This window comes from Chrysosporum bergii ANA360D (genome assembly GCF_029891735.1).
GTDB lineage: Bacteria > Cyanobacteriota > Cyanobacteriia > Cyanobacteriales > Nostocaceae > Umezakia > Umezakia bergii.
Genome location: NZ_JANQDH010000115.1, coordinates 1 through 14639, shown reverse-complemented (window position 1 = coordinate 14639; position 14639 = coordinate 1). Strand labels below are relative to the sequence as shown.

Annotated in this window: 16 protein-coding genes; 9 read left to right on the top strand and 7 right to left on the bottom strand. The window is 39.1% G+C overall.

Annotated elements, in window-relative coordinates; all coding sequences use genetic code 11:
• Window positions 1–600, top strand: coding sequence for a hypothetical protein (locus NWP17_RS16415; protein ID WP_280655948.1), 600 nt, complete (start codon window positions 1–3; stop codon window positions 598–600).
• A 125-nt stretch (window positions 601–725) separates the two neighbouring features.
• A complete protein-coding gene (locus tag NWP17_RS16410) occupies window positions 726–1388 on the top strand; it encodes a class I SAM-dependent methyltransferase (protein WP_280655947.1) in 663 nt (220 codons plus the stop codon).
• A 139-nt stretch (window positions 1389–1527) separates the two neighbouring features.
• Here NWP17_RS16410 and NWP17_RS16405 read toward each other — a convergent pair whose 3' ends face one another.
• Window positions 1528–3375: a sensor histidine kinase gene (locus tag NWP17_RS16405; RefSeq protein ID WP_280655946.1), complete on the bottom strand. Its 1848-nt coding sequence runs from the start codon at window positions 3373–3375 to the stop codon at window positions 1528–1530.
• Between the two features lie 359 nt (window positions 3376–3734).
• Entirely contained in the window at window positions 3735–4043 is a 309-nt protein-coding gene (locus NWP17_RS16400) for a hypothetical protein (protein WP_280655945.1), read from the bottom strand.
• 34 nt (window positions 4044–4077) lie between these two features.
• Here NWP17_RS16400 and NWP17_RS16395 point away from each other — a divergent pair, with 34 nt between their 5' ends.
• The 5 genes from NWP17_RS16395 to NWP17_RS16375 all read left to right on the top strand — a co-directional run bounded on the left by NWP17_RS16395 (window position 4078) and on the right by NWP17_RS16375 (window position 8059).
• Window positions 4078–4344: a reverse transcriptase N-terminal domain-containing protein gene (locus NWP17_RS16395; protein WP_280655944.1), complete on the top strand. Its 267-nt coding sequence runs from the start codon at window positions 4078–4080 to the stop codon at window positions 4342–4344.
• Window positions 4345–4888: 544 nt separating this feature from the next.
• Window positions 4889–6319, top strand: a complete 1431-nt coding sequence (locus tag NWP17_RS16390; RefSeq protein ID WP_280655943.1) for a form I ribulose bisphosphate carboxylase large subunit — start codon at window positions 4889–4891, stop codon at window positions 6317–6319.
• A 30-nt stretch (window positions 6320–6349) separates the two neighbouring features.
• Window positions 6350–6751: a RuBisCO chaperone RbcX gene (gene rcbX / locus NWP17_RS16385; protein WP_280655942.1), complete on the top strand. Its 402-nt coding sequence runs from the start codon at window positions 6350–6352 to the stop codon at window positions 6749–6751.
• 51 nt (window positions 6752–6802) lie between these two features.
• Window positions 6803–7132 carry a ribulose bisphosphate carboxylase small subunit gene (locus tag NWP17_RS16380; RefSeq protein WP_280655941.1) on the top strand — a complete coding sequence of 110 codons (330 nt, stop codon included), beginning with the start codon at window positions 6803–6805 and terminating at the stop codon, window positions 7130–7132.
• A 234-nt stretch (window positions 7133–7366) separates the two neighbouring features.
• Window positions 7367–8059: a Uma2 family endonuclease gene (locus NWP17_RS16375; RefSeq protein ID WP_280655940.1), complete on the top strand. Its 693-nt coding sequence runs from the start codon at window positions 7367–7369 to the stop codon at window positions 8057–8059.
• A 23-nt stretch (window positions 8060–8082) separates the two neighbouring features.
• Here the strand turns inward: NWP17_RS16375 and mgtE are convergent, their stop codons facing one another.
• The 3 genes from mgtE to NWP17_RS16360 form a co-directional block, all read right to left on the bottom strand.
• Window positions 8083–9450, bottom strand: a complete 1368-nt coding sequence (gene mgtE, locus NWP17_RS16370; protein WP_280655939.1) for a magnesium transporter — start codon at window positions 9448–9450, stop codon at window positions 8083–8085.
• Between the two features lie 237 nt (window positions 9451–9687).
• Window positions 9688–10503 carry a superoxide dismutase gene (locus NWP17_RS16365; protein WP_280655938.1) on the bottom strand — a complete coding sequence of 272 codons (816 nt, stop codon included), beginning with the start codon at window positions 10501–10503 and terminating at the stop codon, window positions 9688–9690.
• A 37-nt stretch (window positions 10504–10540) separates the two neighbouring features.
• Complete coding sequence (locus NWP17_RS16360; RefSeq protein WP_280655937.1) at window positions 10541–10891, bottom strand: phage holin family protein; 351 nt, start codon at window positions 10889–10891, stop codon at window positions 10541–10543.
• A gap of 429 nt (window positions 10892–11320) precedes the next feature.
• Here NWP17_RS16360 and NWP17_RS16355 point away from each other — a divergent pair, with 429 nt between their 5' ends.
• Window positions 11321–11710, top strand: a complete 390-nt coding sequence (locus NWP17_RS16355) for a hypothetical protein (protein WP_280655936.1) — start codon at window positions 11321–11323, stop codon at window positions 11708–11710.
• Between the two features lie 10 nt (window positions 11711–11720).
• Here the strand turns inward: NWP17_RS16355 and NWP17_RS16350 are convergent, their stop codons facing one another.
• Together NWP17_RS16350 and NWP17_RS16345 are read right to left on the bottom strand one after the other, a co-directional pair.
• Window positions 11721–12848 carry a site-2 protease family protein gene (locus tag NWP17_RS16350; RefSeq protein WP_280655935.1) on the bottom strand — a complete coding sequence of 376 codons (1128 nt, stop codon included), beginning with the start codon at window positions 12846–12848 and terminating at the stop codon, window positions 11721–11723.
• A gap of 132 nt (window positions 12849–12980) precedes the next feature.
• Window positions 12981–14102 (bottom strand): HhoA/HhoB/HtrA family serine endopeptidase, encoded by a 1122-nt coding sequence (locus NWP17_RS16345; protein ID WP_280655934.1) that lies wholly within the window; start codon window positions 14100–14102, stop codon window positions 12981–12983.
• Between the two features lie 184 nt (window positions 14103–14286).
• On the opposite strand from NWP17_RS16345, the gene NWP17_RS16340 reads away from it, so the two are divergent.
• On the top strand, window positions 14287–14639 hold a 353-nt coding region (locus tag NWP17_RS16340), incomplete at its 3' end, for a Uma2 family endonuclease (RefSeq protein ID WP_280655933.1).

Below are 14639 nucleotides of genomic sequence, written 5' to 3'. Positions count from 1 at the left end.
ATGTCATATAGTGATTTTACTCTCGACAAAGTGAGGAAAAATTTTAATCTAACTATTTCAGATACAGTTGATATTTTTGCATCTATTCCAGAATTAGAATGTCCCCACATTCTAGCAGAAATATTACAAGAAAATATACCTTTAGCTTTGGCTAGTAATAGTGAAAAGTCTCGTTCAGAAATGATAATTGCCCCTATTATCATAGCATTGAGGAAATATTTAAACCATAAAATTAGTTTATTTTCTGGTATTGACTTTACTATAGATACTGCACAGGGTTTAAATGGTAATTGTGATTTTATTATTAGTCGCTCACCGGAATTATTAATTGTTAATGCTCCAGTTGTTGTAATTGTGGAAGCTAAAAAAGAAAATATTAATGCTGGTTTAGGAGAATGTGTAGCCGAAATGGTAGCAGCCAAATTGTTTAATGAACGTGAAGGTAATGATATTACAACAATTTACGGAACCGTTACTACTGGGACTAACTGGAAATTTCTCAAACTCATTAATCAAGTAGTGGAAATCGATTTGAGCGAATATTATATTAATAATGTAGGTAAAATATTAGGTATTTTATATCATGTTGTGATGGAATAGATATCCTAGTGCTATTAGTGTATTTATCTAGGAGAGTCAAAAGATGGGTGAAATTGCTTTGTTAAAAGCATTTCACGCCCTGATCGGAAATAAAATATATTTAGGGGGGGTAGTAATTGATGGTTATGGAAAGAATTTTAGAACCAGAAGTGATGGACTCTTGGGAAGAAGCTATTGAGTATGATGCTATGGACTTCATTGAGGTAAATACAGCTTTTGCATCCCAGTCCATAGCCTTGGGCCTAACACAAGCTGGTTTAGTCTTAGATGCGGGAACTGGTACTGGTCGGATTCCGGTGTTAATTGGCCAAATGCGCCCACAATGGCAAATTGTGGCCATTGATTTATCAAAAAATATGCTCCAAATTGCTTCACGACATATACAGCAAGCAAATTTACAACAACAAATTTGTTGTCAGTTGGTTGATGCTAAACACTTACCATATGCAGATGGGGTATTCGATATGGTAATATCTAATAGCCTTGTGCATCATTTACCCGAACCACATCTGTTTTTTCAAGAATTAAACCGCGTCACCAAACCCAATGGGGGTATTTTTATCCGGGATTTATTGAGACCAGATGATCAAAAGATAATCAATGCTTTGGTTGAGAGTATTGGTAATGAATATGACCAGCACCAGAAAAAATTATTTCGTGATTCTCTCCATGCTGCACTGACAATAGATGAAGTGAATCAGTTGGTTGCTGCTGTGGGCTTGGCTAATGTGAAAGTTTATCAATCAAGCGATCGCCATTGGACAGTGGAACGACGTTGGACTAATTAAGCATAGCAGCCTAACTAACCCTACCCGGACTTATATAGCATTTCTTAAGCACGTGAGATACAAATGTAAATGATCGTCTTGTGGCGCGAGCATCCTGCTTACTGATGATATACCTCACTTAGGCTAAATTTGCCATAACTTAATCTGTTTTAATCGGCAAAATAATTATAAATTCAGTACCTTTTCCTAATTCTGACCTTACTTCAATTTTACCTTTGTGTTTTTCAATTATTTTGTAACTGATACTTAAACCCAAACCAGTACCTTTACCCACGGGTTTAGTTGTAAAAAAAGGATTGAATAATTTATTGATAATTTCTGGGGTAATTCCCGAACCGTTATCTCTAATCACCACTTTGATCAAATGATCATCTAACTTGAATGTATCTATATTAATATGCTTGTCTGGTTGATTTTCCGCCTCGACTACAGCATCTATAGCATTATTTAAAATATTCATAAATACTTGATTTAGTTGAGCAGGATAACATTCAATTTCAGGTAAATAACCATAATTCTTAATTATGGTTATTTCTTTACTAATTTTATGATTCAGAATAAATAGGCTATTGTCAATTCCCTCGTGAATGTTCACTTCTTTTTTATCTGCTTCATCTAGTCGGGAGAAATTACGCAAAGACAAAACAATTTGCCGAATACGTTCAGCACCCATTTTCATGGAACTAAGCACCCTTAATATGTCTTTAGCTATATAATCTAAATCTATTTCAGCAATTCTGTCTGCAATTTTTAAATTTGACTCTGGGTACTCTTGCTGATATAAATCTATTAAACTCAATAAATCTTTAATATATTCATTAGCATATTCAACATTACCATAAATAAAATTAACAGGATTATTTACTTCATGGGCTATACCTGCTACCATTTCTCCCAAAGAAGACATTTTCTCGCTTTGGATTAATTGTGTTTGAGTTGCTGTCAAGTCTTGGAGTATTTTTTGCAGTTCCTGAGTGCGTTCTTCTACTCGTTGTTCTAAATTTTGCCGCTCTAGTTCCAGTTCTTGAGTGCGTTCTTCTACTCGTTGTTCTAAATTATCACGCGCTAGTTCTAGTTCTTTAGTGTAATCTTCTACCCAATCCACCAGTTGATTTAAGGAAGTAGCTAAAGTACCTACTTCATCATTACTATCTATATTAGCTCTCAGTTGAAAATTTGACTCTTGAGTAATTCTTCTCGCTACGTCGGTGACTAATCGTAAAGGACGAGCAATTAATTTACTAGTATATAGTGCTAGTGCAGCAGCAATTCCAACCGATAGCAACATACTAGCAAGAATAACTAAGATTCTCAGTTTTTCAGCTTTTTCATAGCGAGTAACTGCTTTTTGTTTTTGAATATCGGCATAATCGATAATTTGAGTTAACTGATATGAAAGTTGGTCGAATTTGACATTAATATTAACTTCTTGTTGTTTCTGAAGTAGAACTATTAAATCTGTATAGTTGAATTCTTCTCCTGAGATTTTTTTTTGTTCCAGATGTTGCCAAAAAGATACTACTGTCTTAGTATATAATTGTGTAGTTAAAAAGTAATTGTTTAAAAAAGCATCAAAGTTTTTTTTACTCATAATTAAGTCATTACCATGACTTTCAGTAAATTTTTTGATTTTATTTAAATGTTCATTGACTGTAATTAGTTGGTCTTTAAATAGATTTTTTTCAATTTCCAATGCCTCTGAATTCCCTACAAGAGTACCTAAACGTTGTGGATGTAGTCGTATTCTAGTTACAGAATTTTCTAAATCTTTTAAAAGTGATTGCTGCTGATAAGACAAACTGAATTGATTATAGGCATCTACTTCGTTATTATGTGCAAGTAACAACCCACTGATTGTACCAATAAAAGAAATACTAATGGCTACAGCATAGCCATAACCAATTTTTTGGGCAATATTCCAACGATTACTTAGGTGGTTGAGCCAGCTAATTTTGATTGTCAGGTTATTTTTATACTGTATAATCATTCATTTATATTTAACTTGTGTTATGCAACTGCCAATTAACATGATCAATTATCACTCTCACATCTTTATCTTCATAATTAATTTTGTATAGGTAGCTCTTGTGATAGTAGTACTTCCCAAGTTATTGTTTTTTATTGTTAGTTGCCACTGTAAAATTACTGAAAGGGACTTTTAATATTTTAAAGGATTGATGGCATAAGGGAAAATTTCTTGCCATGACAAGTTGCCAATGAGTGTTAGGGTAAACTGATATGTGTCCTCAATTTAGAGGTCAAATACACTTGAGTGCTAGTGACTTCATACTAACCCCTTGGGTATTTTTATATGCTGATTTTTGTTCCTTTTTCTTCTCTTTATTCTCAACCATGGATACAGTCAGGCTTGAGCAATTTAGCTAAAATAAATGTGAATCCTGGCAGATGAATTTGCATTTCCTTTCCTACTACCTGAATTAATCCACCGGATGTGGCAATGAGCATCTCGACGCTGGAGAAGTTTCCGTATTTATTGGGAATTTTTAAGGAATAATCAAACACAGGTTTATCTCCCACGTTCATTGCTACTAAAAGCGGCTGTTTGTCACCTGCATCATGGATAATTACACACCATATACCATTGTTTTCAGAACATAATAAGCTGCGTGTCCCAAGATATGCTGACAGACTCACGGTGGTATGGATGATAAAGTTGTAAGTAGGGAAAATGTCTAAAACGAGTGTAAAGACTACGGTAGAATGGAACACGATCAACTGGAAACAGTTGGAACGTCGCGTTTACAAAATCCAAAAACGAATTTATCAAGCCTTAGCCCGTGGTGATGTCAAGTATTACACCAACATTGCGACGATAAAAAAGACAGCCAATGATGGAAGTATTACGGGTATTCATGATAAGAACCATACCAATAAGGATCCGTATTATGTGAAAGCCTCAAGTAAGGTTTTGAAGACGAGTCGGTCAGGTGACTGACCAGCTTAGTTTAATCAGTAAAAGTCTTGCCCCCAACGGTGGCAGTATACAACTATAAATAAATTTTGTAAACTGTTCTTAACAAAACGTTAAAAACTTAATTTAATGAAAAAAATCAACACATAAGTTAACAACTTTCCCAGAATAACTGATCAAATTCTTGATATATTGTGAAACAAGCTACAAATTAAGTGCTGTGCAACTTCTTTTTCTTTCGCTTACCACACTGATGGATTTCTGTCAACCACATTCTCTGTTGGTCTGTTCACAATTATTAGGCGCTATCAGGAATGGGGCAAGAGAAAGAAATAAAAGAGAATTTTTATTCACAGGATGAGGAAACAGCAGAAGTGCAGATTCACGCGCCCCAATTTTGGGAGAACATTTGTTGCAAAATGTTAACAAATGTACGTTGGCCACCTCTAACAAAAAATTTTTCCTAATTTTTCCCCAATTAGTGAGGGTAAAAAGCTGGAGTGAGAGAAAATTGCACAAAACGTGATTTGATTAAGTAATTAAAGAGTGACTTCTTGGAAGGGAATTTATGTCTTACGCTCAAACGAAGCCCCAGAGTAAATCAGGGTATCAAGCCGGGGTTAAAGATTACAGACTAACCTATTACACCCCAGATTACACACCTAAAGATACAGACCTTCTTGCCGCATTCCGGATGACTCCCCAACCTGGAGTTCCCCCCGAAGAAGCTGGTGCTGCTGTGGCTGCTGAGTCTTCTACTGGTACTTGGACAACTGTGTGGACAGACTTACTCACAGATCTAGACCGCTACAAAGGTCGTTGCTACGACATCGAACCAGTTCCGGGTGAAGACAACCAGTACATTGCTTATGTGGCCTATCCTCTGGATTTGTTCGAGGAAGGATCTGTGACCAATATGTTTACCTCTATCGTTGGTAACGTATTTGGTTTTAAAGCCCTGCGGGCGCTACGTCTAGAAGACTTGCGGATTCCTGTAGCTTACCTGAAAACCTTCCAAGGACCTCCTCACGGTATCCAGGTAGAACGGGACAAATTAAACAAATATGGTCGTCCTTTGCTGGGTTGTACTATTAAGCCCAAATTAGGTTTGTCCGCTAAAAACTACGGACGGGCTGTATACGAATGTTTACGCGGTGGCTTGGACTTCACCAAAGACGACGAAAACATCAACTCTGCGCCATTCCAAAGATGGCGCGATCGCTTCTTGTTTGTAGCAGAAGCTATCCATAAAGCACAAGCAGAAACCGGTGAAATCAAAGGTCACTACCTCAACGTCACCGCCCCCACCTGTGAAGAAATGCTGAAGCGGGCTGAATTCGCCAAAGAACTGAAAATGCCCATCATCATGCACGACTACCTCACAGCAGGTTTCACCGCTAACACCACCCTGGCTCGTTGGTGTCGTGATAACGGTTTATTGCTGCACATTCACCGGGCAATGCACGCTGTAATCGACCGTCAAAGAAACCACGGTATTCACTTCCGCGTATTAGCTAAAGCTCTGCGTATGTCTGGTGGTGACCACATCCACACTGGTACTGTGGTTGGTAAATTAGAAGGTGAACGTGGCATTACTATGGGCTTCGTTGACCTATTGCGGGAAAACTACGTTGAGCAAGACAAATCTCGCGGTATTTACTTCACCCAGGATTGGGCTTCTATGCCTGGTGTAATGGCAGTGGCTTCTGGTGGTATTCACGTATGGCATATGCCAGCACTAGTAGAAATCTTTGGTGATGACTCCGTACTACAATTTGGTGGTGGTACTCTTGGACACCCCTGGGGTAATGCACCTGGTGCAACTGCTAACCGTGTAGCTTTGGAAGCTTGTATCCAAGCCCGTAACGAAGGTCGCAACTTGGCTCGCGAAGGTAACGACGTTATCCGCGAAGCTGCTAGATGGAGTCCTGAATTGGCCGTTGCTTGCGAACTGTGGAAAGAAATTAAATTCGAGTTCGAGGCCATGGATACTGTCTGATCCTTTTACTTTTATGGGCTGGGGTCAAACATGAATCTAAAGCAAATTGCGAAAGAAACAGCCAAAACTCTCCAAAGCTACCTCACCTATCAGGCGCTGCGGACTGTGTTGGCACAACTAGGTGAAACAAACCCGCCTTTAGCGCATTGGTTGCAAAACTTTTCATCGGGGAAAATCCAAGATGGAGAAGCATATATTGAGCAACTTTTCCGAAAACAGCCAGATTTGGCACTGAGGATCATGACCGTTAGAGAATATATAGCGGTGGAAATCGCCGAGTTCCTCCCAGAAATGGTTTGTACTGGCATTCAGCAAGCCAATATGGAACAGCGTCGCCAGCACCTAGAGCGCATCACACGAATAGATACATCTCACCCCAGTCCACCATGGGACAACCAGACCAGTTCAGACCCCAATAGTGAACAGTCATAATTTGACTGTTCATCAACAACTAATACCCATCGCAATCCATTATCAAAAGCCATGCAAACTTTACCAAAAGAGCGTCGTTACGAAACCCTTTCCTACTTACCCCCCCTTTCTGATGCTCAAATTACCAAGCAAGTTCAGTACATTCTGAATCAAGGTTACATCCCAGCTGTAGAGTTCAACGAAACCTCAGAACCCACAGAATTTTTCTGGACAATGTGGAAACTACCTTTATTCAACGCCACATCCACTCAAGATGTATTGAGCGAAGTACAAGCTTGCCGTTCTCAATACAGTAACTGCTATATCCGTGTTGTAGGTTTTGACAACATCAAGCAGTGCCAAGTTCTCAGCTTTATTGTTCACAAACCCAGCAGATACTAAAACTCAACCAGCTGAATTAATTTGGGGAAACTTGAGTTAATTTTGCCCCATTAGAGAGGTAGAAAAATCTACCTCTTCTATTTATTTTGTATTGCGGGCATTTTGCCCGCTAAGGATGTACCCCACTGGGGCAAAATTTGCTATGAAGTCTAGGTAGTTTTTTCAAAAATCAAATAGTCCCATATAAGAATTGTCTATACTAAATGCAGCAACATTGCTATGAAGAAGCTACTAATGTCATCATCAATTGAAACAATTTTTGATAAAAATATACAAATTCCCCCGTTAGAAAGTGGCGATCGCCTCACACGTCCAGAATTTGAGCGCCGCTACACAGCCATGTCAAATATTAAGAAAGCTGAACTTATAGAAGGAATTGTATACTTGGCCTCACCGTTACGTTTTAGAAGTCATGGACAACCTCATGGAAATATGATTGGCTGGTTGTGGACTTACAAAGTGGCTACCCCTGGTGTGGAGTTAGGTGACAATGTTACAGTCCGCCTAGACCTAGATAATGAACCACAGCCTGATGTGATTTTGTTCATTGACGAACAACTAGGGGGACAAGCACATATTAGTCATGATGACTACATAGAAGGCGCGCCAGAATTAGTGGCGGAAGTTGCTCCTAGTAGTGCCGCAAATGATTTGTATGATAAAAAACGAGTATATCGCCGTAATGGAGTGCAAGAATATCTGGTTTGGCAGATTTTTGAGAACAAACTGGATTGGTTTTATTTAGACAATGGTGAATATATGTTGTTAAATACTGATGCTAACGGCATCATCAAAAGTCGTGCTTTTCCGGGTCTCTGGTTAGATGTACCTGCATTATTAACAGGAGAAATGACAAAAGTTTTAACAGTCCTGCAACAAGGCTTGAACTCTCCAGAACATCAAGAATTTTTGCAACGTCTATCATAAATATAGCCCATTTCAGGTAAATCTCACAATCCTAAAATCAATCGAGCTAAATTGAGATAAATTAACACTCCCAACACATCAACAGCAGTGGTAATAAACGGGGCTGACATCAAAGCCGGATCTAACCCCATAGCACGAAATATAAATGGTAAAGCGGAACCAGAAACAGAAGCTAAAACGCAGATAGAAAGTAAACTTAATCCTACAGCCAGGGCTACAAAGAAATTACCTTGTAAAAAGTATGCCCACAGGATCACTACAGTACCTAACATAGCTCCTAACAATATGCCAGCGATCGCCTCTCGTCTGACTATATCTAACGCTTGATGAGGGCGGACATCTTCTGTATTCAAACCCCTAATCACCACTGTAGAAGACTGCGCTCCCACATTCCCCCCAGTACCAATCAACAAGGGTATAAAGGCCGTTAAAGCAACTACTTTTTGTAAAACATTCTCTTGATTAGTAATCACCGCAGCAGTGGCACTATTGGTAATTAACAGAATCAACAACCATACTACCCGCCTACGGGCAACAGTAAACAAGTTAGTTTGAAAATAATTATCACCGCCAGATTCTACACCACCCAGTTTATAAATGTCTTCTGTGGTTTCTTGCTCTAAAATATCAAGAACATCATCCACAGTGACAATACCCACTAAACGCTGTTCTGCATCCACTACAGGTATAGCCACAAAGTCATAGTGTTGAATTGTCCGGGCTACTTCCTCTTGGTCTGTATCTGTATGTACAAATACCACATCACGGGTCATAATACTGCCAATAGTTTGGTGTGGTTGAGCCAATATTAAGTCCCGCAGAGAGAGAATACCAGTTAGGCGACGAGCATCATCTGTCACATAAATATAGTAAATTGTCTCTCTCAAGTTAGCCAAAGAACGAATTTGCTCCAGGGCTTGAGTAGTGGTAATATTTTCCTTAAGTGACAAATACTCAGGGGTCATAATTCGCCCAGCAGTGTTGGGTGCATAACCTAACAGCAAAGCAGTTGCATCCCGTTCAGCCGGACTTAGTTGCTGCAACAGTCGCCGGACGACTTTAGCAGGAAGTTCATCAAAAAGACGCGCACGATCATCAGGTGACATATTCTCGACAATTTCTTGTACATCCTGACGCTTAAAGTCTTCGATTAGTGTTTGTTGGACACTTGGATCCAGGTATTCAAAAACTTCTATAGCCTCTTCTTTAGAAAGTAACCGAAAAGCGATCGCTTGGGTAGCTTCTGGCAAACCTCCAATTGACTCGGCAATATCTGCAAGCTGAACCGGAACTAACAAGGCTTTGGCACCTTGATAGTTCTTTTGTTCCATTAGCACTTGTAGCTGCTGGCGTACTAAGTCTTGTAACTCTTGTCTGGTTCTGCTTTGCATATGTGAAATCAAACGTGGCTGATGCAGGGAATGTTCTCTAAGTGCTGGCGGTATTGCCCGAAATGTGTCAGTTTACCATTACCTCTAAGCTGTAAGGGCAAAAAAATTGTATCACCTCAGCGGCCATTCCATCGGCCACAGGTAACCTTTGCCTAGTCCACAGACTCAGCAATATTCAGTACTGCTAAACATCCCAAATTCTCATCAGTAGATGTTCTGTTGACACTCCCACAAACATTAACTTGACTTACTTGAATTTAACGAAACAAGCGATCGCTTGTTGACTTCTGGCCAGTTAACTACTTGCCACCAATTGTTTAAATACTCACCCCGACGGTTGCGATATCTCAAATAATATGCGTGTTCCCACACATCGTTACCCATAATCGGGTATGCACCATCCATAATGGGGTTATCTTGATTAGCTGTGCTGACAATTTGTAATTTACCTGCGGGGTTACGCACTAACCACACCCAACCACTACCAAAGCGATCGCTTCCTGCTTTGTTAAACTGTTGTTTAAATTCCTCAAAACTGCCAAAAGTTTCCTTAATCTCTGCGGCAATTTCGTCTTGTGGTTCTCCACCACCTTCCGGACTCATGATTTGCCAAAAAATGGTGTGGTTGAGATGTCCACCACCGTTATTACGAACCTTTATGCGGATGTTCTCGGGAACATCGTTTAAGTTCCGTAGCAAAGCTTCCACACTGCTTTTTTGCAAATCTGGTTCATCTTTGAGAGCATCATTAAGGTTTTTCACATAGCTGGCGTGATGTCCGTCATGATGTAGTTTCATAGTTTCTGCATCAATGGCTTTTCCTAATGCCGCATAATCATAAGGTAAAAGAGGTAGCCTTGCCGGTCCTGCGCTAAGTTCCTCGTCAGGAGAAGCTACAGGGGGAAATATTGCAGCTGTGGTAATTGCTTGAGGGGGTTGTGATTCAGCTATGGGTACTGTTGTTTGACCCGTCGTTTGACAAGACATTACTAGAATCGACAGCAGCAGACTTGTGAGGAAAAGGGCAATTTTTGCTCTGATAAATTTTGACATAATCATTCACACTACTAATCTAGAAAGATTATATTTTTCATACCCCTGTTCTGACAATAGCCAAGAGAATAGAATTAACAATTGCTAAAGCCAGAGAACCAATTAATGCACTCCAAAAGCCCCATCTGAGACTGAAACCCGGAACTAAAGCGGCAGCTAGACCAAAAATAATGGCATTTAACACGAAGAAAAATAATCCAAAACTCAAAATAATGACAGGTAATGTCAATAAACTCAGGATTGGCAGCAAAATCGCATTTAATATGCCGAACACAGCCGCAGCGATCGCAGCCTTAGCAAAACTATCAATTTCAATTCCTAAAGGCAGTCTAGAAATAATTAAAAAGCTAATTGTCGTCACAAACCAAGTTAGAATTATGTTTAACATTGATTCTTCCTCACAGATAATTAATTACTACTTTTCCTAATTTCATGAGCATAAAAAATACTTGCTCTGGTTGATTTTAACATGAAATATTTATCTTTTAATTCAGCTGTTTAATCTATTTCTTTAGATATACAACTAAAACTCATAAACAAAACTATCGGCAGATATAAGATATTATTACCTTTGCTAAATATATAATATTGATATAAATATAATATAACCATTTAGAGGAATAGCAGACATAATATGCTAACAATATGCTAACACAGTTTAATAACAAATTAATTTTTATGTTTTATGTCAAATAAAAAGACAAAAATATGGCGTAAGATAAAAGCGGATTAACAAGAATTAATATTATGTCTATTATCAAATCACCAATTAACTTTGTATCGCCAACCAACTTATATATAGCTGAGGTTTAAAAATATGTCTGTTGAGCAAATTTTGCTAAAAAAAATAGCTGAAGATATAAATTTTTCCCAAGTCACTCGTAGTGAAGTTCAACAAGAGCAAATGCCACAAGACAGCTTAGATATACCTGATATAGTCTTAACTTTATCTCCTGTAGCCCTGCTATTCAGTTGGGTGATGTTTTTCTTGATATTGCAAAAAATTCGCACATTTTTGGACAACAAAATGGTTTTTACTGCCAAAGGTTCACATAAAGTCCCCTGTAAAAACTGTAGGTTTTATTCAAATAATCATTACCTAAAATGTGCTGTACAACCTTCCATTGTCTTGACTGAAGAAGCAAAAGATTGCTCAGAATACTCACCGAAAAATGGTAAATTTTCGCGAAATGGCTTCTTTAAATAGTCAGTTAACTTTAACTAACCTGACCTAAATCTCGTTGTCGCTGTAACCAACTAGCCAAATCATTGGCGGTAATGATACCCCTGAGTAAACCGTTTTGAATTACCAGTACACGGCGGATTTGTGAGTCTTGCATTTTTTGCAAAACTTTAGACATTTCCTCGTCGGGACGAGCGGTAACACCGTTTTCTGTAGGAATCATTGTATCTTTGACAGTCCGATATTGCCATTCTTCTCTGGGAATATCTTTGACTTGATTTAAAGTGATAATGCCTACAGGTTGATTATCTTCTGTGACGGGAAAGGAATGATAACGACGATTGAGAAAATAATTATCTACTAATTCTTGGAGTTTTATATCAGGACTAACAGTTTCTGGATAAGGGGTCATAATTTCTCGGGCTTGTATCCCTTCTAAAGTAGTGCGAAGCAAAAGTTCTTCATAGCTAGTCTCAGCAGCATTATACAAAAACCAACCAATGAGAATTAGCCATAGTCCGCCTAAGATTACCCCAGAAAACATATCCAAAATACCAAAGGCAATCAACAAATAACTTAACCATTTTCCTGCTGTAGAAGCGATTTTTGTGGCTTTTTTCAGATTCCCAGTATATTTCCAGAGTAAAGAACGAAAAACACGACCACCATCTAAAGGAAAGCCTGGCAGCATATTAAAAATAGCTAGGGCTAAATTAATGGCTGCTAGGTAAGCAAAAACACCTGTAAATACTACACTCCAACTAAAACTGATACCCACATACCAAATCAAAGCAAAAAAGCCAGACAGCAGCAAACTAACTAACGGGCCGACTCCAGCTATTTGCAATTCATCCCCTGGAGTTTCCGCGTCCATACGGGTTCGGGAAACTCCACCAAAAATAAATAGGGTGATACCTTCGACGGGAATTCCTTTAGTTCTAGCTACGAAGGAGTGAGAAAGTTCATGTGCTAGCAGTGATGCAAAAAATAATAAGGTTGCTACTATGCCCATGCCAAAGTAAGTGGCATTGTCAAATCCAGGATAGTTGGCAGGAAATACACCAGCGCTTAAAGTCCATAGGACAAGAAAGAAAATCAACAACCAAGATAAGTCTACTCGGATTTCAAATCCTAAAATAGAACCAAGACGAAAACCTTCCATAGTAATTCTTGATTAAGACAGTTTGTTTTTCTGTCTCAAAAACTTTGTAAATATCACCGCAAGTGTAGAAAAAGGTAATTTATTTTGCTTCTAACAAATGATAGAAAGATAAGATATATCTTTTGACGGTTGCTATTTCGTCGGTAAAGCTTCTGCTTGCACTGTTATTTCTTTTCTGTTAGCATTGCGAGTAATAGTAATTGCCATGGTATCGCCAATTTTAGTACTTTCTACTTGTTCCTGTACTTGTTTAATATTTTCAATAGCAAGATTGTTAATACTTTCAATAATGTCTCCAGGACGCATTCCGGCACGGAATGCGGGGGAGTTGCGGAGGACTCCAAGGACAACTACACCTGTATCCTGAGTAATTATAATACCAATATCACTTTGATTAATTTTTTCACGCAATTCAGGACTTAACTGAGCCATTTGTACACCGATGTAGGGGTGATCAACTCGTCCTTTTTCGATCAATTGTGCTGCAATTCTTTGGGCGGTGTTGATGGGAATGGCAAAACCTAGCCCTTGAGCGCCTTGGATGATAGCGGTGTTCATACCAATTACTTCTCCCTGGGCATTTAGTAAAGGTCCGCCGGAGTTACCTGGATTAATGGCTGCATCCGTTTGGATAAAGTCAACTCGTTCTGCTGGTACACCCAGGGCAGCGACGGAACGCTGTGTGGCGCTAATAATTCCTTGGGTGACCGTGTTATCTAATCCTAAAGGATTACCAATGGCGATCGCTGATTCTCCTGGCTGTAAGTTATCTGAGTTACCTAATTTTACCGTGGGTAATTCAGTAGCTTCAATTTTGACCACAGCAACATCTGTTACAGAGTCTACGCCGATGACATCGCCTTGAAAACGGCGACCATCTTTTAATAAAACTGTGACATTATCTGCATCTGCTACTACATGGGCATTGGTAAAAATTATTCCATCAGCAGTAGTAATAAATCCTGATCCAAGACCTTGTTGCACTTCTTCCCTAGTGGGCAATTGTCGCTGAAAAAATCTTTCCATTAGAGGATCAGGGGATATTTCAACAGTGCGGGTAGAGTCAATTCGCACTACAGCCGGCCCTACCTCTTGTACAACACGAGTTATATAGTTTAGGTCTGAGTTGGCGCTTTTGTTGGCTGGGACTTTTGGCGCTATGGGTTGTTGAACATTGGTGACATCTTTGGTAGGGATACACCCAGTCATGAGTAAAACCAAGCAAAGAGCAGGTTGCTTTAAAAGTTGTTTCATAGGTTAAGATTGGGACTGGGGGATGAATACCCAATCAGTGTCAGGGAAGAAAATCATTTCATCCTAGCCTGGCACTGTGGTAAGTAGATAAACCTATTGTGCATCATAACAGCATCAAGTGAAAATTACGGCAGATGTTAACCGATAATTAAACTATATGTGTTAAAGGATGGAGGAAGTCATGATGAGTGCTGTAACTATACAATTACCCCCTCCTATGCAATTTACTGATGAAAAATTTGCCCAACTTGTTCATCTTAACAAAGATTTACGCTTGGAATTGTCTGCTGAAGGAAAATTAGTCATCATGTCACCAACGGGGGGGGAAACGGGAAACCGAAATTTTGAAATTTATGTTGATTTAGGCATATGGAACCGTCAAAATAATTTGGGTAAGGCTTTTGACTCTTCCACTGGTTTTAAACTACCCAAGGGTGGAACTCGTTCTCCTGATGCTTCTTGGATCAGAACAGCCAGATGGGATAATCTCACCCCAGAGCAAAGAAAAAAGTTTCTGCCTTTGTGTCCTGATTTTGC

What these genes read in the sequence shown, in the direction of transcription:
- NWP17_RS16415 (WP_280655948.1), top strand. Translation starts at nt 1, where the DNA reads ATGTCATATAGTGATTTTACTCTCGACAAAGTGAGGAAAAATTTTAAT.
- NWP17_RS16410 (WP_280655947.1), top strand. Translation starts at nt 726, where the DNA reads ATGGAAAGAATTTTAGAACCAGAAGTGATGGACTCTTGGGAAGAAGCT.
- NWP17_RS16405 (WP_280655946.1), bottom strand. Translation starts at nt 3,375, where the DNA reads ATGATTATACAGTATAAAAATAACCTGACAATCAAAATTAGCTGGCTC.
- NWP17_RS16395 (WP_280655944.1), top strand. Translation starts at nt 4,078, where the DNA reads ATGTCTAAAACGAGTGTAAAGACTACGGTAGAATGGAACACGATCAAC.
- NWP17_RS16390 (WP_280655943.1), top strand. Translation starts at nt 4,889, where the DNA reads ATGTCTTACGCTCAAACGAAGCCCCAGAGTAAATCAGGGTATCAAGCC.
- rcbX (WP_280655942.1), top strand. Translation starts at nt 6,350, where the DNA reads ATGAATCTAAAGCAAATTGCGAAAGAAACAGCCAAAACTCTCCAAAGC.
- NWP17_RS16380 (WP_280655941.1), top strand. Translation starts at nt 6,803, where the DNA reads ATGCAAACTTTACCAAAAGAGCGTCGTTACGAAACCCTTTCCTACTTA.
- NWP17_RS16375 (WP_280655940.1), top strand. Translation starts at nt 7,367, where the DNA reads ATGTCATCATCAATTGAAACAATTTTTGATAAAAATATACAAATTCCC.
- mgtE (WP_280655939.1), bottom strand. Translation starts at nt 9,450, where the DNA reads ATGCAAAGCAGAACCAGACAAGAGTTACAAGACTTAGTACGCCAGCAG.
- NWP17_RS16365 (WP_280655938.1), bottom strand. Translation starts at nt 10,503, where the DNA reads ATGTCAAAATTTATCAGAGCAAAAATTGCCCTTTTCCTCACAAGTCTG.
- NWP17_RS16360 (WP_280655937.1), bottom strand. Translation starts at nt 10,891, where the DNA reads ATGTTAAACATAATTCTAACTTGGTTTGTGACGACAATTAGCTTTTTA.
- NWP17_RS16355 (WP_280655936.1), top strand. Translation starts at nt 11,321, where the DNA reads ATGTCTGTTGAGCAAATTTTGCTAAAAAAAATAGCTGAAGATATAAAT.
- NWP17_RS16350 (WP_280655935.1), bottom strand. Translation starts at nt 12,848, where the DNA reads ATGGAAGGTTTTCGTCTTGGTTCTATTTTAGGATTTGAAATCCGAGTA.
- NWP17_RS16345 (WP_280655934.1), bottom strand. Translation starts at nt 14,102, where the DNA reads ATGAAACAACTTTTAAAGCAACCTGCTCTTTGCTTGGTTTTACTCATG.